General features: G+C 54.4%; 20 protein-coding genes and 1 pseudogene. 10 read left to right on the plus strand and 11 right to left on the minus strand.

Annotation, left to right across the window (positions count from 1 at the left end):
• Positions 1-29 precede the first annotated feature (29 nt).
• The 3 genes and pseudogenes from QQZ17_RS16140 to QQZ17_RS16150 all read right to left on the minus strand — a co-directional run.
• Positions 30-95 (minus strand): annotated as a pseudogene (locus tag QQZ17_RS16140) (hypothetical protein); the annotation flags it as partial.
• A 179-nt stretch (positions 96-274) separates the two neighbouring features.
• Positions 275-913: a leucine efflux protein LeuE gene (gene leuE / locus QQZ17_RS16145; protein ID WP_152404196.1), complete on the minus strand. Its 639-nt coding sequence runs from the start codon at positions 911-913 to the stop codon at positions 275-277.
• A gap of 95 nt (positions 914-1,008) precedes the next feature.
• A complete protein-coding gene (locus tag QQZ17_RS16150) occupies positions 1,009-1,926 on the minus strand; it encodes a LysR substrate-binding domain-containing protein (protein ID WP_152404194.1) in 918 nt (305 codons plus the stop codon).
• Positions 1,927-2,029: 103 nt separating this feature from the next.
• On the opposite strand from QQZ17_RS16150, the gene QQZ17_RS16155 reads away from it, so the two are divergent.
• Complete coding sequence (locus QQZ17_RS16155) at positions 2,030-3,109, plus strand: tartrate dehydrogenase (protein ID WP_152404192.1); 1,080 nt, start codon at positions 2,030-2,032, stop codon at positions 3,107-3,109.
• Positions 3,110-3,199: 90 nt separating this feature from the next.
• Here the strand turns inward: QQZ17_RS16155 and rnd are convergent, their stop codons facing one another.
• The 5 genes from rnd to QQZ17_RS16180 form a co-directional block, all read right to left on the minus strand.
• Entirely contained in the window at positions 3,200-4,327 is a 1,128-nt protein-coding gene (rnd, locus tag QQZ17_RS16160) for a ribonuclease D (protein WP_152404190.1), read from the minus strand.
• 231 nt (positions 4,328-4,558) lie between these two features.
• Positions 4,559-6,244, minus strand: a complete 1,686-nt coding sequence (gene fadD / locus QQZ17_RS16165) for a long-chain-fatty-acid--CoA ligase FadD (protein ID WP_152404188.1) — start codon at positions 6,242-6,244, stop codon at positions 4,559-4,561.
• 204 nt (positions 6,245-6,448) lie between these two features.
• Entirely contained in the window at positions 6,449-7,033 is a 585-nt protein-coding gene (locus QQZ17_RS16170; RefSeq protein WP_152404186.1) for a Slp family lipoprotein, read from the minus strand.
• Positions 7,034-7,091: 58 nt separating this feature from the next.
• Positions 7,092-7,787 carry a tRNA (adenosine(37)-N6)-threonylcarbamoyltransferase complex dimerization subunit type 1 TsaB gene (gene tsaB, locus QQZ17_RS16175; protein ID WP_152404183.1) on the minus strand — a complete coding sequence of 232 codons (696 nt, stop codon included), beginning with the start codon at positions 7,785-7,787 and terminating at the stop codon, positions 7,092-7,094.
• A gap of 57 nt (positions 7,788-7,844) precedes the next feature.
• Positions 7,845-9,755, minus strand: coding sequence for an ATP-dependent DNA helicase (locus tag QQZ17_RS16180; RefSeq protein WP_152404181.1), 1,911 nt, complete (start codon positions 9,753-9,755; stop codon positions 7,845-7,847).
• 128 nt (positions 9,756-9,883) lie between these two features.
• On the opposite strand from QQZ17_RS16180, the gene QQZ17_RS16185 reads away from it, so the two are divergent.
• Positions 9,884-10,228, plus strand: a complete 345-nt coding sequence (locus QQZ17_RS16185; protein ID WP_042318496.1) for a RidA family protein — start codon at positions 9,884-9,886, stop codon at positions 10,226-10,228.
• Between the two features lie 7 nt (positions 10,229-10,235).
• Here QQZ17_RS16185 and QQZ17_RS16190 read toward each other — a convergent pair whose 3' ends face one another.
• Positions 10,236-10,418 carry a YoaH family protein gene (locus tag QQZ17_RS16190; protein ID WP_152404179.1) on the minus strand — a complete coding sequence of 61 codons (183 nt, stop codon included), beginning with the start codon at positions 10,416-10,418 and terminating at the stop codon, positions 10,236-10,238.
• A 73-nt stretch (positions 10,419-10,491) separates the two neighbouring features.
• Between QQZ17_RS16190 and pabB the strand changes: the two genes are divergently transcribed.
• The 4 genes from pabB (at position 10,492) to QQZ17_RS16210 (ending at position 15,733) form a co-directional block, all read left to right on the plus strand.
• Positions 10,492-11,853, plus strand: coding sequence for an aminodeoxychorismate synthase component 1 (gene pabB / locus QQZ17_RS16195; protein ID WP_152404177.1), 1,362 nt, complete (start codon positions 10,492-10,494; stop codon positions 11,851-11,853).
• A gap of 3 nt (positions 11,854-11,856) precedes the next feature.
• Positions 11,857-12,435: a CoA pyrophosphatase gene (locus QQZ17_RS16200; protein WP_152404175.1), complete on the plus strand. Its 579-nt coding sequence runs from the start codon at positions 11,857-11,859 to the stop codon at positions 12,433-12,435.
• Positions 12,436-12,620: 185 nt separating this feature from the next.
• Positions 12,621-13,985 (plus strand): L-serine ammonia-lyase, encoded by a 1,365-nt coding sequence (sdaA, locus tag QQZ17_RS16205; RefSeq protein WP_152404173.1) that lies wholly within the window; start codon positions 12,621-12,623, stop codon positions 13,983-13,985.
• A gap of 149 nt (positions 13,986-14,134) precedes the next feature.
• Positions 14,135-15,733 (plus strand): EAL domain-containing protein, encoded by a 1,599-nt coding sequence (locus QQZ17_RS16210; RefSeq protein ID WP_152404171.1) that lies wholly within the window; start codon positions 14,135-14,137, stop codon positions 15,731-15,733.
• A 6-nt stretch (positions 15,734-15,739) separates the two neighbouring features.
• Here the strand turns inward: QQZ17_RS16210 and yoaE are convergent, their stop codons facing one another.
• Both yoaE and QQZ17_RS26475 read right to left on the minus strand, forming a co-directional pair.
• On the minus strand, positions 15,740-17,299 hold the full coding sequence (gene yoaE / locus QQZ17_RS16215) for a CNNM family cation transport protein YoaE (protein ID WP_152404170.1): 1,560 nt from the start codon (positions 17,297-17,299) through the stop codon (positions 15,740-15,742).
• Positions 17,287-17,592 (minus strand): protein YoaL, encoded by a 306-nt coding sequence (locus QQZ17_RS26475; RefSeq protein WP_371305669.1) that lies wholly within the window; start codon positions 17,590-17,592, stop codon positions 17,287-17,289. Before QQZ17_RS26475 ends, yoaE begins: the two co-directional genes overlap by 13 nt.
• Before the next feature lie 149 nt (positions 17,593-17,741).
• Here QQZ17_RS26475 and manX point away from each other — a divergent pair, with 149 nt between their 5' ends.
• From manX to QQZ17_RS16235, 4 genes are all read left to right on the plus strand, one after another.
• A complete protein-coding gene (gene manX, locus QQZ17_RS16220; RefSeq protein WP_044264749.1) occupies positions 17,742-18,710 on the plus strand; it encodes a PTS mannose transporter subunit IIAB in 969 nt (322 codons plus the stop codon).
• Between the two features lie 59 nt (positions 18,711-18,769).
• Positions 18,770-19,570 carry a PTS mannose/fructose/sorbose transporter subunit IIC gene (locus QQZ17_RS16225; protein WP_042318487.1) on the plus strand — a complete coding sequence of 267 codons (801 nt, stop codon included), beginning with the start codon at positions 18,770-18,772 and terminating at the stop codon, positions 19,568-19,570.
• Positions 19,571-19,582: 12 nt separating this feature from the next.
• Positions 19,583-20,434, plus strand: coding sequence for a PTS mannose transporter subunit IID (locus tag QQZ17_RS16230; protein ID WP_042318485.1), 852 nt, complete (start codon positions 19,583-19,585; stop codon positions 20,432-20,434).
• Between the two features lie 63 nt (positions 20,435-20,497).
• Entirely contained in the window at positions 20,498-20,956 is a 459-nt protein-coding gene (locus QQZ17_RS16235; RefSeq protein WP_152404168.1) for a DUF986 family protein, read from the plus strand.
• The last annotated feature ends 388 nt before the right edge of the window (positions 20,957-21,344 follow it).

Genomic DNA, 21,344 nt, shown 5'->3' on the forward strand with positions numbered 1-21,344 from the left:
AAACACTATCAATAAGTTGGAGTCATTACCGCCGTTTCTTTGTTCCAGAACGGCGTGGCACGTGTGTGGATATGATTTTGTGGAATCTGAAGCATGTCCTTCCCTCTTCCAGTCGGTAGGATGCGATTGTGAGTAAACCGCTGTTCCAGAAAGGTTACGCTTCATAACTGGCATTTTAAATACCATTTATTGGTTACTTTTTGCAGGACGCCAAAATGGACTATTCATTGGGATACCGAAACAAAAAGCCCGCCTGTGCGGCGGGCCTCCTGGCTTACGACTGCAATGTCGCCAGCCGCGCGGCGAAACCGACAAAAATCAGGCCGATTAGCGAGTTTCCGACCTTCGCCAGTTTCTTTTTGGTACGAATGTACTGCGTAACAAAGGCCCCCGAAACGATCAGGAAGCTCAGGTAGCAGAAGCTCACCACTTCAAGCGTGGTCGCTAAGATGAAGAATGACAGTCCCGCATGTGGGGCATTCACATCAATGAACTGCACAAAGAAGGAAACATAGAACAGAATAGCTTTCGGGTTCGTCAGGCTCAGCACCAACGCACGTTTAAAAATGGCGCCAAAGGGAACCGCCTCTTCAGCAGCGTCGCCGCCTTTTGCTTTAAGCGTGGCATAGAGGATTTTTGCGCCCAGATAAAGCAGGTAAAAGGCACCGAGATAGCGGACGATATTAAACAATACTGGCGTTGTTTTAATCAGCGTTGCCACCCCGGCATACGCCAGAAACATGAGCACCGCATCGCCAATAAATACGCCGCTTGCCGCAAGGTACCCGCCCTTCATTCCACGTCCGACGCTGTTTTTCAGCACAAATATCGTGTTCGGTCCAGGGACGAGGACAATAAAAATAGCCCCGACCAGATAAGTCCAATAATTCAGTACACCATACTCTGCAAACACGTTAACCTCTTCTTCCTGAAACCACTTTTTCGCTTAACCGCGAAACAATATGCTAACGGATGCCCCTGCTCAAGGGAAGCGCTTTACCGACGCCTTTATTTCAGTGAAAAGGTTGGATAGCGCTCGGCAAAATAGTGGCGTAAGAATTCCACCGTAATACGCACTTTGGCCGATGTGGCCAGTCGTGAAACATACACCGCCCAGATATTGGCCGGCTGGTAATATTCCGGCAGAACATGCACCAGATGACCGCTGGCAATGTTATCACAGACATCCCACCAGGAGCGCAGCGCAATCCCCTGCCCGTCGAGGCACCATTGGTGCACAATTTCGCCATGATTTGATGACAGCGGCCCGGTCACCTTAATGACGTGCTCCCCCTCTTTATTTTGCAATTGCCAGATCCCAAAGGGGTGGTCGCGCTCTTTGATCACTAAGCAGGAGCAGGTGGCAAGATCGGCAAGCTGTTTTGGCGTACCGTACTGCGCCAGGAACGCGGGAGAAGCGCAGAGGATTCGATAGTTCGTCCCCAACCGGCGAGCGATCAGGTTCGGCGCAATGTCATCGCCAATGCGGATGTCGAGATCGACGCCTTCATTGGCCAAATCCACCAACCGGTCTTCCACATCAAAACGCAGCTCCAGTTGCGGATACTGCCTTGCCAGTGCGGACAGCGCAGGTGCCACAACCTGCCGGCCAAACCCAAAGCTACTGATGATTCGCAACATTCCTTGCGGAACCTGACGGACATCAGAGAGTTCATCCATCATCTGATCGACATCGTGCAGAATGCGCTGCGCCCATTCATAGATGCGCTCGCCCTCTTCCGTAATGGTGACGCGACGCGTAGTGCGGTGCAGCAAAACCACATTCAGGTTCTGTTCAAGCAGCGCAATACGTTTACTGACATAGGCCGGTGAAACACCCAGTTCCTGGGCAACGGCGGCAAATCCCGCCCGTCGGGCGACCAGAATAAAGACGCGCAAATCAGTCAGCAAAGGAGGATTATTCATGATCTGTGTTTTATGTTTCACCAGTTGAAGAGATTAACTGTCGATCAGTCAATTATAGGATAAGGAGGAAGTCAATTTCGCTACCCTACAAGTGAGAACTGGTATGAAGAAAACCTGTCGTATTGCCGCGATTCCCGGTGATGGTATCGGTAAGGAAGTGCTGCCAGAAGGCATTCGCGTTTTGCAGACGGCCGCCAGACGTTGGGACCTGTCGCTCAGCGTGGAGACGTTCGAATGGGCCAGCTGTGATTATTACCTTGAGCACGGGAAAATGATGCCGGATGACTGGCGCGAGCAGTTATCCTCCTTTGACGCCATTTACTTTGGCGCCGTCGGCTGGCCGGACACGGTTCCGGACCATATTTCCCTGTGGGGTTCGCTGCTAAAATTCCGTCGGGAATTCGATCAGTATGTGAATCTGCGCCCGGTTCGCCTCTTCCCCGGCGTGCCCTGCCCGCTGGCCGGCAAGAAGCCGGGCGACATTGATTTCTACGTCGTGCGTGAAAACACCGAAGGGGAATATTCTTCGCTGGGCGGACATATTAATCCGGGCACCGAGCATGAGGTGGTCATCCAGGAATCCGTTTTCACCCGCCGGGGCGTGGATCGAATTCTGCGTTATGCGTTTGAATTAGCTCAAAGCCGTCCGCGAAAAACGCTGACGTCAGCGACCAAATCCAACGGTCTGGCGATCAGTATGCCGTTCTGGGATGAACGCGTGGAGCTTATGGCGCAGCACTATCCCGATATCCACTGGGACAAGCAGCACATTGATATTCTTTGCGCCCGCTTTGTGATGCAACCGGAGCGCTTCGATGTGGTGGTTGCCTCGAACCTGTTTGGCGACATTCTTTCCGATCTCGGCCCGGCGTGTACCGGCACCATCGGCATTGCCCCCTCGGCTAACCTGAACCCTGAGCGCACTTTCCCGTCGTTATTCGAACCGGTACATGGTTCCGCCCCGGATATTTATGGCAAAAACCTCGCCAATCCGATTGCGACTATCTGGGCTGGGGCGATGATGCTCGATTTCCTCGGCGCAGGAGATGCGAAGTACACCGCCGCACACGACGGGATTCTGGCGGCGATTGAGCAGGTGATCGCCAGCGGACCTAAAACACCGGATTTGCAGGGGAGTGCCTCAACACAACAGGTCGGTGAAGCGATCTGCGCGAGGATATAAGGGTTCAATGCCTGATGGCGCTGCGCTTATCAGGCCTACGGTTGAGAGTCTGTAGGCCTAATCAGGCGTAGCCACCATCCGGCAAAAACATTAAAGCGGATACTCTGCCAGCAACGCGTTGAGCGTCGTCGCCATCAACGCCGCCCGCCAGCCAGAAATCAATTCAGGCTCTGTATTCTGCGGTTTTAACTTCCAGTGCCAGTTGAGCAACTGGTTGATCTGACGGCGCGACGCCAGCAGCTCTGCGCTGACGTTATGTTCCGCACTCACTTGCGTGACAAGCGCCTTGATCGCCTTAAACGCTTTACGATAACCCGGCATGTCCATCAGATTCAGCAGCGGTTCCGGCAGGGCCTCTTCCGGCAGCGCCTGCGCTTGAGCCACCAGTGAAAGCAGCGTCTTACCGTGGAAGCGAATTTCACTGCCGGAAAGCCCCAGGCTATCGAGTTCGCCCATGCTGCCAGGCATATAACGCGCCACGGACCACAGATGCTCTTCGCGAACCACGAAGTTCACGGCCAGATCGCGCTCACGCGCTTTACGCAGACGCCAGTTGGCGAGCAGTTGCAGGCAGGCCAGTTGGCGCGTGCGTAGCTGCCAGGCGTTAGTGATGTCGCGCCAGGCGTCCTCGGGCGCGAGGATTTCCTGACGACGCGTTTGCATCAGGCGGCACTCATCCAGCGCCGCAGACAACCAGCCCGCAGCCTCGGTTTCCGCCATCAGTTTTCCGGCAATCGGCAACAGATACCAGACATCCGCTGCGGCGTATTCACACTGACGCTCAGTCAGCGGTCGCGCCAGCCAGTCAGTACGCGACTCGCTCTTATCCAGCGCCACGCCGGTGTACTCTTCCACCATCGATGCAAAGCCCCACGACAGCGGGCGGCCGCAAAATGCGGCCAGGATTTGCGTGTCAATCAGCGGTTGCGGCAGTTCGCCGAACGCATTCAGAAAGACTTCCAGATCTTCACTACCCGCGTGCAGAAATTTGGTAATGGCGGTGTCGCGCAGAATCGCTTTCAGCGGCGACCAGTCGCTAATGCCGTGCGGGTCGATCAGTGCAACATGTTCGCCGTCAAACAGCTGGATCAGGCCCAACTGCGGATAATAGGTACGGGTACGAACAAACTCAGTATCCAGGGCAATCGCAGGAAACGCACGGACCGCTTCGCACAGGGTTGCCAGCGCGTCGTCAGTGGTGATCATTTGGTAATTCAAATTGCATTCTCTTCGGTTTACGCCAAAAAAAACGCCGGATTCACCCGGCGTCAGATTGCTGACAAAGAAGGGAAAAAACGTGGTTTTTCCTTCTTTGTGGTTATCAGCCGAAAATCAATAAATTGATTTTCCTGGTTTTAATAAGGTGATCTCTGCTTGTCCGGTATCGGAGCAAGGTTTGCGATCACTCTCACGCCGGATTCACCCGGCGTTTGACGTGTTGCTTAACGCTCAGCCCTTATTGTCCACTTTGGCGCGGGCTTCGTCACGCAATTCTCGACGTAAAATTTTGCCGACGTTTGATTTCGGCAGTTCATCGCGGAATTCAACCAGTTTCGGGACTTTATAGCCCGTGAGCTGACGGCGGCAGAAGGTGACCAGCGCTTCCTCAGTGAGCGAAGCCTCTTTTTTCACCACAAAAATCTTCACCGCTTCGCCACTGCTGCCGGACGGAACGCCGACGGCAGCCACTTCCAGCACCCCCGGATGCTGCATCACCACATCTTCTATCTCATTCGGATAAACGTTAAAGCCGGAGACCAGAATCATATCTTTCTTACGGTCGACAATGCGCAGGAATCCTTCATCATCCATGACCGCGATGTCGCCCGTGTGCAGCCAGCCGTTCTTGATGATCTCATCCGTCGCGTCAGGACGCTGCCAGTAGCCCAGCATCACCTGCGGTCCTTTCACGCACAGTTCACCCGGCTGATCCGGAGAAACTTCGTTGTCGTCGTCATCCACCAGTTTGGCTTCGGTCGACGGCACCGGCAAGCCGATGCTGCCACTGTGATAATCAATATCGTGCGGGTTAACACTGACCAACGGCGCACATTCGGTCAACCCGTAGCCTTCAAGCAGATACTGTCCGGTCAGCTTAACCCATCGTTCAGCCACCGCCTGTTGTACCGGCATACCGCCGCCCGCAGAAAGATGCAAAGAGGAGAAATCCAGCTGCTGGAACTCTTTATTGTTCAACAAGGCGTTAAACAAGGTATTCACGCCGGTCATGGCGGTAAACGGATACTTCGCCAGCTCTTTTACCAGACCCGGAATATCGCGCGGGTTGGTGATAAGCAGGTTCTGTCCCCCCAGTTCAATAAACAGCAGGCAGTTCATGGTCAGGGCAAAAATGTGGTACAGCGGCAGCGCGGTCACCACCAGCTCTTTACCCGGGTGCAAAAGTGGCCCGTAAGTGGCTTTCACCTGCTCCAGGTTAGCCAGCATGTTGCGGTGCGTCAGCATCGCCCCTTTCGCCACCCCGGTCGTCCCGCCGGTGTACTGCAAAAACGCCAGATCCGCAGAAACCACTTCCGGCTTCACATACTGCATACGGTAACCGGCGTGCAGCGCACTGCGAAAAGAGATCGCATCCGGCAGATGATATTTCGGCACCAGTCGTTTGATGTACTTCACAACGAAGTTCACCAGCGTGCCTTTGGCCGTGGAAAGCTGGTCGCCCATACGGGTCAGAATGACGTGCTTAACGCTGGTTTTATCAACCACTTTTTCCAGGGTATGGGCGAAGTTGGAGACAATCACAATCGCCGCCGCGCCGCTGTCGTTTAGCTGATGCTCCAGTTCGCGCGGGGTATAAAGCGGGTTGACGTTCACCACGATCATCCCGGCGCGCAAAATGCCAAACAGCGCCACCGGATATTGCAGCAGGTTTGGCATCATCAGCGCGACGCGGTCGCCTTTTTTCAGCCCCAGCCCCTGCTGCAGGTAAGCAGAGAAGGCGCGACTACGCTCCTCCAGCTTGCGGAAGGTCATCACCTCCCCCATGTTCATAAACGCCGGCTGATCGGCATAGCGCGCGACAGCATGTTCAAACAGTTCCACCAGGGATTGATAACGGTCAGGATTGATCTCCGCAGGCACATCCGCGGGATAACGGTTTAACCAAACCTTCTTCACTGCATCACCTCTAAAATGAGTGTTCGTCGTCATCTCAACCCCAGATAATAAACAAGTCGTTAACATAATATTAACTCAGCGTACCAGTTTATTAATCACTCAACTGAAAGGTTGCGAAGCGCGTCACTATTTATTTTTGTTATGACGTTAATAAAACAGAAACAGCGGACCAGCCGCTGTTTCTTTTACTGATAATACAACGCGTTACTCTGTGACTATCGTTTGAACCTGTGCTGGGCCCGGGTTATACCATCCCCAACCGCCATAGCCATACGGCCAGCCTCTTCTCCCGCCGTAGAACCATGGGTCGATCGGTTGCGGTGGCATCACCACCTGCTGAGCAAGCCGCCAGCGCTTGTAACCCGACACGTCCATCGTCATGAATTTGTACGGCGTATTACCCACTTTGCCTTCGACGGTACCGGTAATCGGTCCCACAACGGTCACCAGTTGCCCCCGGAAATCGACCGGATCAAGGAACCCATTCACATTGGCGTAAATACGCCCGCGCGAGGGTTCGCCCAGAATGGGGCGCGCACCGCTATCGAGCGGAACGGTCGCAATTTCCAGCCGGGTTTTCCCCTGCTGGTTTTGAATGTCCACCACTTTGCCGCCAAAGCGCGCTTCCTGACCCACGTACAGTTGCGGGGCATTCATCACTCGTACCAGATCGTCTTGTGGCGTGGGGCTGGAGCCCTTAATCGCATCCGGAACCGTGACGCACCCGCTCAACATGAGCGCAATCGCTCCCGCGAGCAGGCCTTTAACAACTTGTTTTTGAACCGCCATACTGCGACTCCTTTTCTCAGCGCATTGACCCGGTTTTTACTGGTCATGCTACTGAGATTCATTCTTTTCCGGGAAGTTTCTTCCAGGCTACGTTGTTACGTAAATAAACCGGTTCAGCGTGCTCGACCGCCACGGTTTTGCCGTCGGCGAACATCTGACAGGCGATCGGCAGCATATCTTCCGCCGCTGGCAGCAGGACGTCACCGTCACGCAGCGTCGATTTGCTCTCTTTACCGAGTTCAGGCCAGGCAGGCCAACCCGTCCCGACGGTCACCCAGTCACCGGAAAGCTGTTGTAAACGTTCGGACACCTGCTCAGGTTTCAACACGGCCTCCGTCTCTTCACCGTGCCAGACGCCATGTTCATCGCGCTGATACTCGGCCCAGTAGACCTCACCCATTCGCGCGTCAATGGCCGCCAGGACACGGGTAGCACCGGTTTTACGCCACGCGCCCTGCGCCATCGTCATCAGCGTGGAGACGCCAATCATCGGCAGGTCTGCACCTAACGCCAGCCCCTGGGCAATGCCAATCCCAATGCGCACACCGGTGAAACTACCCGGTCCACGCCCGTAGGCCAGCGCATTAAGTTCCGTCAGAGAGGTGCCGTTAGCGGCAAGGATATCCTGCACCATTGGCAGGATGCGTTGAGTATGTTCTCGTGGGCAAAGCTCAAAATGAGCAGAGTGAGTACCGTCGTTCCACAGAGCCACAGAGCAGGCTTCTGTGGCGGTATCAATAGCCAGAATTCGCATGAGTCTTCGTGCTTAGATCAATAAAATGGCCCGCATCTTACCATACTCCGTAACAGATTACTCGGAGGATGGTATCGCGAGGAATCGCACGGCACGGGCGATATCCCGGGTGCGCGGTGCCGGTGGCAGACTGGCAAGAAACGTGGCGCCGTAAGGTCGCATCACCAGCCGGTTATCACAAATCACCAACACGCCGCGATCGTCAGCATCACGGATCAAACGCCCAACTCCCTGCTTTAGCGTAATCACCGCGTCGGGCAGTTGCACTTCATCAAACGGGTCGCCACCGCGTAAGCGACAATCTTCCATCCTCGCCTTCAGCAGCGGATCGTCCGGCGACGTAAACGGCAGTTTGTCGATGATCACCAGCGACAGCGTATCGCCGCGCACGTCCACCCCTTCCCAGAAGCTACTGGTCGCCACCAGCAGGGCATTTCCCGCACTGACGAACTGTTGTAGCAGTTGGCCTTTGCTGGTTTCCCCCTGCAGCAGTACCGGAAGCGTCATGGTGGCGCGGAACTGTTCAGCCAGATCGCGCATCATCGCGTGCGAGGTACAGAGCATAAAGCAGCGCCCGTTGTTCGCCTCGATGATCGGTCTTAACATTGCTGCCAGCTGTCGCGCCGCGCCCGGCTGATTGGTTTGCGGCAGATAGCGCGGCACGCAGAGCAGCGCCTGGCGGGTGTAATCAAACGGGCTCGGCAGCAGCATCGATTCCGCCTCGTCGATCCCCAGACGCGCCGTAAAGTGATGGAGGTCGTCATTCACCGACAGCGTTGCGGAGGTGAAAATCCAGCTCCCCGGCTTCTGTGCCATCACCTCTTTGAACTTATCCGCCACCGTCAGCGGGGTCAGCGCGAGGGTGAAATTGCGCGAGGTACATTCATACCAGTAGCTGTAGCCGGGTTGGTTGATCTCTTTCAGCCGCTTAAGACGTGCGCGATACAACGTGGCGCGCTCAAACGCGGCATCGAGCAATGCCGAACGTCCGAGGGACAATTTCGCCACGTCATAACACAACTCCAGCGTGTCATCGAGCAGTAAAAAAGCCCGCTGCACCCGCGGATCGGCCAGCAGTTCACGCAGGTTGCCGCGATATCCCGGTTCGCCCAGTTGCAAACGAAAATCCTGCGCGCTTTGCGCCAGACGGTCGGCGCATTTCTGTAACTGCTGGGTATCTTTCAGTTCGGTACGATAGGCAATGGTGATGTCCTTCGCCAGATCCATGAGCTGACGGCTGGAGAGCGACTGACCAAAATACTGGCTGGCGATATCCGGTAGCTGATGGGCTTCATCGAAAATCATCACCTCCGCTTCCGGGATCAGTTCACCGAAACCGCTCTCTTTGACCACCATATCGGCCAGAAACAGATGGTGGTTCACCACCACCACGTCTGCGTCCATCGCCTTTTTACGCGCTTTCACCACAAAGCAATCTTTATACAGCGGGCAGTCGCTGCCGAGACAGTTGTCGTTGGTACTGGTGACCAGCGGCCAGGCCTGAGAATCCTCGGCTACGCTGACGCAGGTGCTGATGTCGCCATCTACGGTCTGATTCGACCACGACCGCAGCAGGATCACATCGCTTAAGGTCTGAACGGGGAGATCGCCGCCCGCCAGCGCCTGTTGTTCGAGGCGCTCCAGGCATAAATAGTTTGAACGTCCTTTCAACAGGGCCAGTCTTCCGGTGTACTTCAGCGCTTTAGCCACCGTCGGCAGATCGCGACTATAAAGCTGATCCTGCAGCGCCTTCGAACCGGTCGAGATAATCACTTTCTTTTTTGCGCGCAGCGCCGGTGCCAGATAGGCGTAGGTTTTCCCCGTCCCCGTTCCGGCTTCGACCACCAGAGGCTGTGATTTTTGAATGGCCTGAGCGACGGCCACCGCCATCTGCCGCTGCGGTTCGCGCGGTTTAAATCCCGGTATCGCTTTAGCCAGTTGACCGTCTGGTGCAAAATCGTCCGTCACACTACCCCCTGTTGATTTGAACAGGGATTATGTCAGGCCGCAGCGGCTTACGCCAGTTGAAGAGATGACGAGGCCCTGACAATATGGCAGTCTTGCCATTTTATGCAGAACGTTAAGAGGAAGGCTTTATGACTATCATCCGTATCGATGCCGAAGATCGTTGGTCTGACGTGGTTATCCATAACAATACGCTCTACTACACTGGCGTACCGGCAAACCTCGATGCCGACGCCTTTGAGCAGACCGCTAACACGCTGGCGCAGATTGACGCCGCGCTGGAACAGCAAGGCAGCAGCAAATCACGCATTCTGGATGCCACCATTTTCCTCGCCGATAAGAACGACTTTGCGGCGATGAACAAAGCCTGGGACGCCTGGGTTGTAGCCGGTCATGCGCCGGTACGCTGCACGGTTCAGGCTGGGTTAATGAACCCAAAATACAAAGTTGAGATTAAGATAATCGCCGCGGTGTAAGCCGGGGTTACTCATCTTCTTCATCTTCAAAACGCGCCACAATCCGCTCGCCGGTATGAGTGGCGCGCAGTTCTCCTGCCACTAAGACAATCGCCTCGCCGCTGCTCATTCCCTGTGACATGAGCTCCTGAATACGCTCAACCGCTTTCTGTTGCTGCTCATGACTGAGTGAAGGTAAACCTGCAAACATCGTTAACTCCTGCTAAATTGTCAGCGCTAATTATTTCATGCAACCCGGAACATAGCCAGTACAGTCAGGATCAATGAAGACGTTATCTCCCGCTATTATCACGCTCCCCTGGCGCCAGGACGCCGCCGAACATTATTTCGCGCCAATAAGTCATCTGCCGTGGGCGATGCTGCTGCATTCCGGTCACGCGGATCACCCGCATAGCCGCTTTGACATCGTGGTGGCCGATCCGGTTTGCACCGTGAAGACGCACGGCGAGACCACACAGGTTTGCGATGCGCAAGGCTGTCGTCTTACTCACGACGACCCGCTGGCGGTATTGCAAAGCGCGCTGACTGCGCTGAACCTCCAGCCGCCGGTCAACGCCGATATACCGTTCCAGGGCGGCGCGCTGGGGTTATTCGGCTACGATCTGGGACGCCGCTTCGAAATCCTGCCCAGCCATGCCCGGCAGGATATCGCGCTGGCAGACATGGCGATCGGCCTCTACGACTGGGCACTCATTGTCGACCACCAGCGCCAGACCGTGACCCTGATCAGTCATTCGGACGTCCAGAAAAGACTCGCCTGGCTCGAAAGCGAGCAATCCCCTGTACGTGCGCCGTTCAGGTTAACCGCAGACTGGCGCTCGAATATGACGCGTGAACAGTATGGCGAGAAATTCCGCCAGGTACAGGCGTATCTGCACAGCGGCGACTGCTATCAGGTCAATTTGGCCCAGCGTTTTCAGGCGTCTTATCAGGGTGATGAGTGGCTGGCCTTTGAGCGATTGAATCAGGAGAACCGCGCCCCGTTCAGCGCATTTTTACGCCTGGATGAAGGCGCTATTCTGAGCCTGTCGCCAGAACGGTTTATTCTTCTGGCCGACGGCAACATTCAGACTCGCCCGATTAAAGGCACCCTGCCGCGACTCCCACAGGAAGAGGCAGACCGGGAGCAGGCGCAGAAACTGGCGAACTCACCGAAGGATCGGGCGGAAAATTTAATGATTGTCGATCTGATGCGTAACGACATTGGCCGCGTGGCAGTGCCCGGTTCAGTGAAAGTACCGGAGTTGTTCGTCGTCGAACCCTTCCCGGCGGTGCATCATCTGGTCAGTACCGTGACCGCGCGGTTACCGCCCACACGGCATGCCAGCGACCTGCTCCGCGCCGCGTTTCCGGGCGGTTCGATTACCGGGGCGCCAAAGGTGCGCGCAATGGAAATTATTGATGAACTGGAGCCCCATCGGCGCAACGCCTGGTGCGGCAGCATCGGTTATCTGAGCGTCTGCGGCAATATGGATACCAGCATTACCATCCGCACCCTGACCGCCGTGGCCGGTCAACTGTACTGTTCCGCTGGTGGCGGCATCGTGGCTGATAGCGAGGAACAGGCGGAATATCAGGAAACCTTTGATAAAGTTAATCGTATCCTGCAACAACTGGAGAACTAAAACGTGGATAACAAGAGCCTGACGTTGGATGATTTTTTATCGCGCTTCCAACTTTTGCGCCCGCAGATTAATCGCGAATCGCTGAACCTGCGACAGGCCGCCGTGCTCATTCCCGTGGTTCGCCGGCCACAGCCGGGACTGCTGTTGACCCAGCGTTCAGTGCATTTACGCAAACATGCCGGTCAGGTGGCCTTCCCCGGCGGCGCGGTTGACAGCACCGATGCCTCGCTCATCGCCGCCGCGCTGCGTGAAGCAGAAGAAGAAGTGGCGATCCCGCCAGAAGCCGTTGACGTGATCGGCGTACTGCCGCCTGTTGACAGCGTGACCGGGTTCCAGGTCACGCCGGTGGTTGGCATTATCCCGCCCAATCTGCCTTACCGTGCCAGCGAAGATGAGGTTTCTGCAGTCTTTGAAATGCCGCTGGCGCAGGCGCTGCATTTAGGCCGCTATCATCCGCTGGATGTCTGGCGTCGCGGTGATTCGCATCGCGTGTGGCTTTCATGGTATGAGCATTATTTCGTCTGGGGCATGACCGCCGGAATTATTCGTGAACTGGCACTACAAATTGGCGTGAAGCCCTGACTATACTTATCTTTACGCGCTGACGACACAACCTGAAGCTCCCGTCACAACATTAGTAAAAACGCGGTTACCCATTAGTTTAATTCATGTGAATAGTTAAGCCGATCCCCGCGTTCCCTCTTACACTATGCGCAGTTATTACATCGTTTCTGGAAGTTTCCAGTCACCCTGTCAGGAGTATTATCGTGATTAGTCTATTCGACATGTTTAAGGTGGGGATTGGTCCCTCATCTTCCCATACTGTAGGGCCTATGAAGGCGGGTAAACAGTTCGTCGATGACCTGGTCGAAAAAGGATTACTGGATAGCGTTACTCGTGTCGCCGTTGACGTGTATGGTTCACTGTCGCTCACGGGTAAAGGTCACCACACCGATATCGCCATTATTATGGGTCTGGCAGGTAATGAGCCCGCCACCGTGGATATTGATAGTATCCCTGGTTTCATCCACGACGTTGAGACGCGCGGTCGCCTGCTGCTGGCACACGGTCAGCACGAAGTAGATTTCCCACAAAACGACGGCATGCGTTTTCATAACAGCAACCTGTCGCTGCACGAAAACGGCATGCAGATCCATGCGTATAACGGCGATGCCGTCGTTTACAGCAAAACCTACTATTCCATCGGCGGCGGTTTTATCGTCGATGAAGAGCATTTCGGTCAGGATGCAGCGAATGAGGTGAGTGTCCCTTATCCGTTCAAATCCGCAACCGAGCTGCTGGAGTACTGTAACAGCACCGGCCTCTCTCTTTCCGGACTGGCGATGCAGAACGAGCTGGCATTACACGACAAGAAAGAGATTGAAGAGTACTTCGGTCACGTCTGGCAGACCATGCAGGCCTGTATCGATCGCGGCATGAATACCGAAGGCGTTTTACCGGGCCCGCTGCGCGTCCCGCGTCGTGCCTCTGCGCTGCGTCGGATGCTGGTTTCCAGCGATAAGCTCTCTAACGACCCGATGAATGTGATCGACTGGGTGAACATGTTCGCCCTCGCCGTCAACGAAGAGAACGCGGCGGGCGGTCGTGTGGTCACCGCGCCGACCAACGGTGCATGCGGTATCGTGCCAGCCGTGCTGGCCTACTACGATCACTTTATTGAATCCGTCAGCCCGGATATCTATACCCGCTACTTCCTGGCGGCGGGCGCTATTGGCGCGTTGTATAAAATGAATGCCTCGATTTCGGGTGCAGAAGTCGGCTGCCAGGGCGAAGTCGGTGTGGCCTGTTCAATGGCAGCGGCCGGTCTGGCAGAACTGCTGGGGGCAAGCCCGGAGCAGGTGTGCGTCGCCGCTGAAATTGGCATGGAACATAACCTGGGACTGACCTGCGATCCGGTTGCGGGTCAGGTACAGGTGCCGTGCATTGAACGTAATGCGATTGCCTCTGTTAAAGCGATCAACGCCGCGCGGATGGCGATGCGTCGTACCAGCGCGCCGCGCGTCTCACTGGATAAAGTCATCGAAACGATGTACGAAACCGGTAAGGACATGAATGCCAAATACCGCGAAACCTCGCGCGGTGGTCTGGCGATCAAAGTTCAGTGTGACTAAACCAGTCACCCTGCGCCACTAATACCTCACGCTCGCCCATCTGCAACGGATGGGCGAAATTTGCCCCCTTCCTCGTCTGTTCGCCATTTCCCCACTACACTTGCTCTGTTACGGTTGGCTTTTGTGGCTGACGGTTATCAGGTGGCCGCATGCAGACAGCACAACGGATCATAAATAAATATCGTCGCAATCGTTTTATTCTCTGTACTCTTTGTGCGCTTGTTACGCTCATCCTGACCCTGAGCGTCCGATTTATTTCGGAGCGGAATTTAAATCACCACCACACGGCGACCTTTGCCTCCCGGGCGGTCGCCACGCTCGATGAAGTACTGCGTCCGTTGCAAAATGGCCGCGATATTCTGTTGCCGCTGATTGGTCTTCCCTGTTCCGTTACGCATCTTCCACTGCGCAAACAGGCCGCCAGACTGCAAACGGTTCGCGCAATCGCCCTGGTCCAGCGCGGTATACTCTACTGCTCCAGCGTCTTTGGCTATCGCAATATCCCGGTTCACCAACTCCAACCTGAACTACCCACCGCAAATGCGCAGCTGCTGCTGTCCACCGACCCGCTGCTCATTAAAGGCAGCCCGATTCTCATCCAGTGGTACCCGGCTTCTCCCGACGGTAAGGACGGTGTACTGGAAATTGTCAATATCGACCTGCTTACCACCTTGCTACTGGAACCGCGTAAACCGCTGATTACCGGAGCCAGCCTGACGGTCGGCAACCGGCATTTGATTTACGGGAACGGCGTGGTGGAGACTCTGCCCACGCTCAAAGATGAACAGCGTTATCAACTCGCCTCGCAACATTATCCTTTTACCATTAGCGTGACCGGGCCTGCCGCAGAAGCACTGGCGCTCAAAGCCCTGCCCGCGCAACTGCCTCTGGCATTGATGCTCAGTCTGCTGGTGGGGTATCTCGCGTGGCTGGCCACTGCCAACCGGATGAGCTTTTCCTGGGAGATTAATCTCGCGCTGGCACAACGCGAATTTGAGCTTTTTTGCCAGCCGTTACTGAACGCGCGGACTAAACAGTGCGTGGGGGTGGAGATCCTGCTGCGCTGGAATAATCCTCGTCAGGGGTGGATTTCGCCTGACGTGTTTATTCCTATTGCCGAAGAACATCACCAGATCGCACCGCTAACGCGCTATGTGATAGCAGAAACCATTCGACAACGTCATTATTTTCCCATGAGCAGTCAGTTTCATATTGGCATTAATGTTGCTGCCAGCCATTTCCAACAGGGTGAATTACTGAAAGATCTCGAACAGTACTGGTTCAGTCAGCACCCCATTCAGCAACTGGTGATTGAACTCACCGAGCGGGATGCGCTGCGGGACGTTGATTATCGGATCGTTCGCGAGTTGCAACAGCAAAACATCAAGCTGGCGCTCGATGACTTTGGTACCGGCAACAGTTCGCTGTCATGGCTGGAAAAGTTGCGTCCTGACATTCTGAAAATTGATAAGTCCTTTACCAACGCCATTGGCACTGATGCCGTTAACTCGACGGTTACCGATATCATTATCGCCCTCGGGCAGCGTCTGCATATCGAACTGGTCGCGGAAGGGGTTGAAACACAGGAGCAGGCGCAGCATTTGCGCCGTCACGGTGTGGATTTGCTGCAGGGATTTTTATTTGCAAAGCCAATGCCGCTGCGCGACTTTCCGCAGTGGCTGGCGGGCAGTCACCCGCCGCCACCCAGGCATAACGGACGCATGACGCCCGCTGTGCCTCTGCGTTAGAGGAGATTACTCCTCTTCTTCATGCGCAGGTTGCTCTTTAACAATTCGCACCAGATCCACGCGGTAATCATTGGCGTCGATAATGGTAATACTCAGCGGAGGAACCTCAACCACATCACCCGTACGGGGAATGTGACCATTAACGGCAATCACCAGTCCCGCAACCGTCGCGATGTCTTCATCTTCATCGACCAGATTATCCACTGCCAGCGCCTGTTGCAGAGCATGCAGATCGGTACCGCCTTTGACTAACCAGCCATCGCCGTCAACGGTAATTTCTGGTGTTTCATCAGCATCCGGGAACTCACCGGCAATGGCTTCGAGGACATCCAGCGGCGTAACCAGCCCCTGTACCACGCCAAACTCGTTGGTGACGATAACAAAGCTACCGCGTGCACGACGCAGAACGCCCAGCAGGTTGATAGGATCCAGCGTTTCCGGCACCACAATGGCCGGTGAAGCAGACGCGATAGCCGCTACGTCGACACCCTCTTCCAGCGCCACCAGCAGCTCTTTCGCCCGTACGATACCGATTATCTCATCCAGTTCACCACGACACACCGGGAACAGGCTGTGTGGAGAAGAGAGCAACTGTTCGCGGATCTCATCGACGCTCAGACTGGCATCCACCCAGCTAATTTCACCTCGCGGGGTCATGATGCCGCGCAGCGAGCGCTGTGCCAGCGTCAGAACGCCGTTAATCATATAGCGTTCTTCTTCCGCAAATGCCCCTTCCGGGATCGGAACGGCAGCCTGGCTTTCGGATTCATGCGAGACCGCAGCCTGACGCTTTCCGCCCATCAGACGCAGGATCGCGTCAGCCGTACGCGCACGCAGCGGCAATGTTGACTGATGACGAATAAAGTTGCGACGCGCAATCTGGTTAAACACTTCTATAATGATTGAGAAGCCAATCGCGGCGTACAGATAGCCCTTCGGAATATGGAAACCAAAACCTTCAGCGACCAGGCTCAGACCAATCATCAGCAGGAAGCTCAGGCAGAGCACTACCACCGTCGGATGTTGGTTGACGAAACGCGTCAGCGGCTTGGATGCCAACAGCATCACCGCCATCGCAATCACCACCGCTGCCATCATCACGGGCAGATGGTTCACCATGCCGACGGCGGTAATGACGGCATCCAGCGAGAACACGGCATCCAGAATAACGATCTGCGTCACAACGACCCAGAAGCTGGCATACCCTTTGCCATGCCCGGAGTCATGTTCACGGTTTTCCAGCCGTTCATGAAGTTCCGTCGTGGCTTTGAACAACAGGAAGATCCCCCCCAGCAGCATAATCAGATCGCGACCGGAGAAGGTGAAATCCATGACGGAGAATAGCGGTTGGGTCAGCGTGACCATCCACGAAATAATGGATAGCAAGGCCAGACGCATCACGAGCGCCAGGGATAAACCAATCAGGCGCGCTTTGTCACGCTGCTTTGGCGGCAGCTTATCCGCAAGAATCGCAATGAAGACCAGGTTATCGATACCCAGGACAATTTCCAGGACGACAAGCGTGAGCAAACCCGCCCAAATCGAGGGGTCCATTAAGAATTCCATGACAAGCTCCTGCTTAAGGAATGGTTAACAGGCGATAAAACACGGTGCAGACAAAACGTGTGGCAAGAAATGCCAGACTGGCAGGCGCGATGCGGCCTGAAGGTGAAATGACGTCGGTGACGATCCATACAGCGGGCTAGTGCCCTATACTCCTGGTAAGTTAAACAGAACGTAAACATAACAGAGGCAATGTGTTTTTGGCAAAGATTTACCTTCCTTTGCAAAGAGTTGTAACAGAGATATTTTACTCTACGAAATTTCTCATTGGCGAAAGCTAAATTACGGATCTTCATCACATAAAATATTTTTTTCGATATCTAAAATAATTCGCGGACATCATATGTTTTTCATTGTAACCCTTATCTGAATCGATTCTGTTGCGGACGGCGATTCAAATACATCTCTCACGTTGATGTGTTAACGATAATAAAGGAGGTAGCAAGTGACCATTGCTATTGTTATAGGCACACATGGTTGGGCTGCAGAGCAGTTACTCAAGACAGCAGAAATGCTGTTAGGCGAGCAGGAAAACGTCGGCTGGATCGATTTCGTGCCCGGCGAGAATGCTGAAACGCTGATTGAAAAGTACAACGCTCAGTTGGCAAAACTCGATACCAGTAACGGCGTGCTGTTTCTCGTCGATACATGGGGAGGCAGTCCATTCAACGCTGCCAGCCGCATTGTCGTCGACAAAGAGCAGTATGAAGTCATTGCCGGGGTGAACATCCCTATGCTGGTCGAAACGCTGATGGCGCGTGACGACAACCCGAGCTTCGACGAGCTGGTGGCGTTGGCAGTTGAAACCGGTCGCGAAGGCGTGAAAGCGCTGAAAGCGAAACCGGTAGAAAAAGCCGCCCCTGCCCCTGTCGCAGCAGCCCCCAAAGCCGCGGCCCCGGCAAAACCGATGGGACCGAACGATTATATGCAAATCGGTCTTGCCCGTATTGATGACCGTTTAATCCACGGTCAGGTGGCTACCCGCTGGACCAAAGAAACCAACGTTACCCGTATTATCGTTGTCAGCGATGAAGTGGCTGCAGACACCGTGCGTAAAACGCTGTTGACGCAGGTAGCGCCTCCTGGCGTGACTGCTCACGTGGTCGATGTTGCCAAGATGATTCGCGTTTATAACAACCCGAAATATGCTGGCGAACGTGTGATGCTGCTGTTCACCAACCCGACCGATGTTGAGCGCATTGTCGAAGGCGGCGTGAAAATCACCTCCGTTAACATTGGCGGTATGGCTTTCCGTCAGGGCAAAACGCAGGTCAACAACGCCATCTCTGTCGATGAAAAAGACATCGAAGCCTTTAACAAACTCAATGCCCGCGGTATTGAGCTTGAGGCGCGTAAAGTGTCGACCGATCAGAAACTGAAAATGATGGATTTGATTGCCAAAGTGGGCAAGTAACCCCCTGGCATTGAATGAGCTTTCACACTTAAGGCTGTTATAGCAATAGGAGAAGTACAATGGAGATTACCACTCTTCAGATTGTGCTGGTGTTCATCGTCGCATGTATCGCGGGTATGGAGTCGGTACTCGATGAATTTCAGTTCCACCGCCCACTGGTGGCCTGTACGCTGATTGGTGCCGTTCTCGGAGATATGAAAACCGGTATTATCATCGGTGGTACCCTGGAAATGATCGCCCTGGGCTGGATGAACATCGGGGCTGCCGTTGCACCTGATGCCGCACTAGCGTCCATTATCTCTACCGTTCTGGTTATCGCGGGTCACCAAAGCATCGGTGCCGGTATCGCGCTGGCTATTCCGCTGGCCGCAGCAGGCCAGGTTCTGACTATTATCGTTCGTACTATCACCGTGGCATTCCAGCACGCCGCGGATAAAGCGGCGGAAAACGGTAACCTGACGGCGCTCTCCTGGCTGCATGTCTCTTCCCTGTTCCTGCAGGCGATGCGTATCGCTATCCCGGCGGTTATCGTTGCGATTTCCGTAGGGACCAGCGAAGTTCAGGGCATGTTGAATGCGATTCCGGAAGTGGTGACAGGCGGTCTGAACATCGCCGGTGGCATGATCGTTGTGGTCGGTTACGCGATGGTTATCAACATGATGCGTGCAGGCTACCTGATGCCGTTCTTCTACCTCGGCTTCGTGACTGCCGCATTTACTAACTTCAACCTGGTTGCTCTGGGTGTGATTGGTGCGGTAATGGCCATCCTCTACATCCAACTGAGCCCGAAATATAACCGCGTGGCGGGTGCACCAGCGCAGGCTGCGGGTGACAACTCCCTCGATAACGAACTGGACTAGCAGGTGAGCGAAATGGTTGATATGACTAAAACTACCACTGAGAAAAAACTCACACAGAGTGACATTCGTGGCGTGTTCATTCGTTCTAACCTGTTTCAGGGTTCATGGAACTTCGAACGTATGCAGGCGCTGGGTTTCTGCTTCTCCATGGTACCGGCTATTCGTCGCCTGTATCCCGAGAACAACGATGCGCGTAAGCAAGCCATCAAGCGTCACCTGGAATTCTTTAACACCCACCCGTACGTTGCGGCGCCAGTTCTCGGCGTAACGCTGGCGATGGAAGAACAGCGTGCTAACGGCGCAGAGATTGATGATGGTGCCATCAACGGTATCAAAGTGGGTCTGATGGGGCCGCTGGCAGGCGTGGGTGACCCGATTTTCTGGGGTACTGTGCGTCCGGTGTTTGCTGCGCTAGGTGCGGGTATCGCGATGAGCGGCAGCCTGCTGGGTCCGCTGCTGTTCTTCATTCTGTTCAACGCCGTCCGTCTGCTGACCCGTTACTACGGTGTCGCCTACGGTTACCGCAAAGGTGTCGATATTGTTAAGGATATGGGCGGCGGCTTCCTGCAAAAACTGACTGAGGGGGCGTCAATCCTCGGCTTGTTTGTCATGGGGGCGTTGGTGAACAAATGGACGCACGTGAACATCCCGCTGGTGGTCTCAACCATCACCGGTCAGGATGGTCAGACGCGCGTTACCACCGTCCAGACCATTCTCGACCAGCTGATGCCGGGTCTGGTTCCGTTACTGCTTACCTTCGCCTGTATGTGGCTGCTGCGTAAGAAAGTCAACCCGCTGTGGATTATCGTTGGCTTCTTCGTCATCGGTATCGCGGGATATGCGGTCGGCCTGTTGGGTCTGTAAGACTGTAGTACACTACCGGGGCCTTAACGGCCCCGTTTTTTTTATCTGGAGGAACAAGGATTAATGACTATTACGGACCTGGTGCTGGTTTTCTTTATTGCCGCGTTGCTGGCTTACGCCATTTACGATCAGTTCATCATGCCACGCCGCAATGGCCAGACTCTGCTTGCCATCCCCCTGCTACGCCGAAGCCGCGTGGACAGCGTCATCTTCATCGGCCTCATCGCGATTCTTATCTACAACAATGTCACCAGCCATGGGGCTATCATGACCACATGGTTATTATGTGCACTGGCGTTGATGGGGCTTTATATTTTCTGGATCCGGGTACCGAAGATCCTCTTCAAACAGGGTGGATTTTTCTTCGCCAACGTATGGATAGAATATAACCGCATTAAAGAGATGAATTTATCGGAAGATGGTGTTCTGGTGATGCAATTAGAACAAAGGCGTTTGCTTATTCGCGTACGAAATATCGACGACCTGGAAAAGATATATAAACTTCTCGTTTCCTCTCAGTGAGTTAGAAACATAGCCTGTGCTTTGTTTTTCGCAATTTAATTGTAATTAAAAACATAGCTAAGGCTATAACCCAGGCGTAAAGATGTTATTTATTTTAACGTTCTATCTACCAATAAATCTAAATGAAAATCGTTTTCAATTAGAAGTCAAATAATATTTCTCCGCAGTTGTTTTATATTCTCAAAATATGTTAAGGTTGCGCCGTCATTTGGGGAGTAGCCGATTTCCAGACTCCGGAAATGTACGTGTCAACATACTCGTTGCAAAACGTGGCACGTACGGACTGAAATCTCTTTCAGTCAGGCGAGACCATAGGCACATCAACTGCTATGCATACTGTATGAACGCCTGTGTTCAGGTGTGCATGTTTACTGGGGGCAGTGGTGTG

The sequence above is a fragment of the Citrobacter sp. T1.2D-1 genome, assembly GCF_950098555.1.
Taxonomy (GTDB): domain Bacteria; phylum Pseudomonadota; class Gammaproteobacteria; order Enterobacterales; family Enterobacteriaceae; genus Citrobacter_A; species Citrobacter_A telavivensis.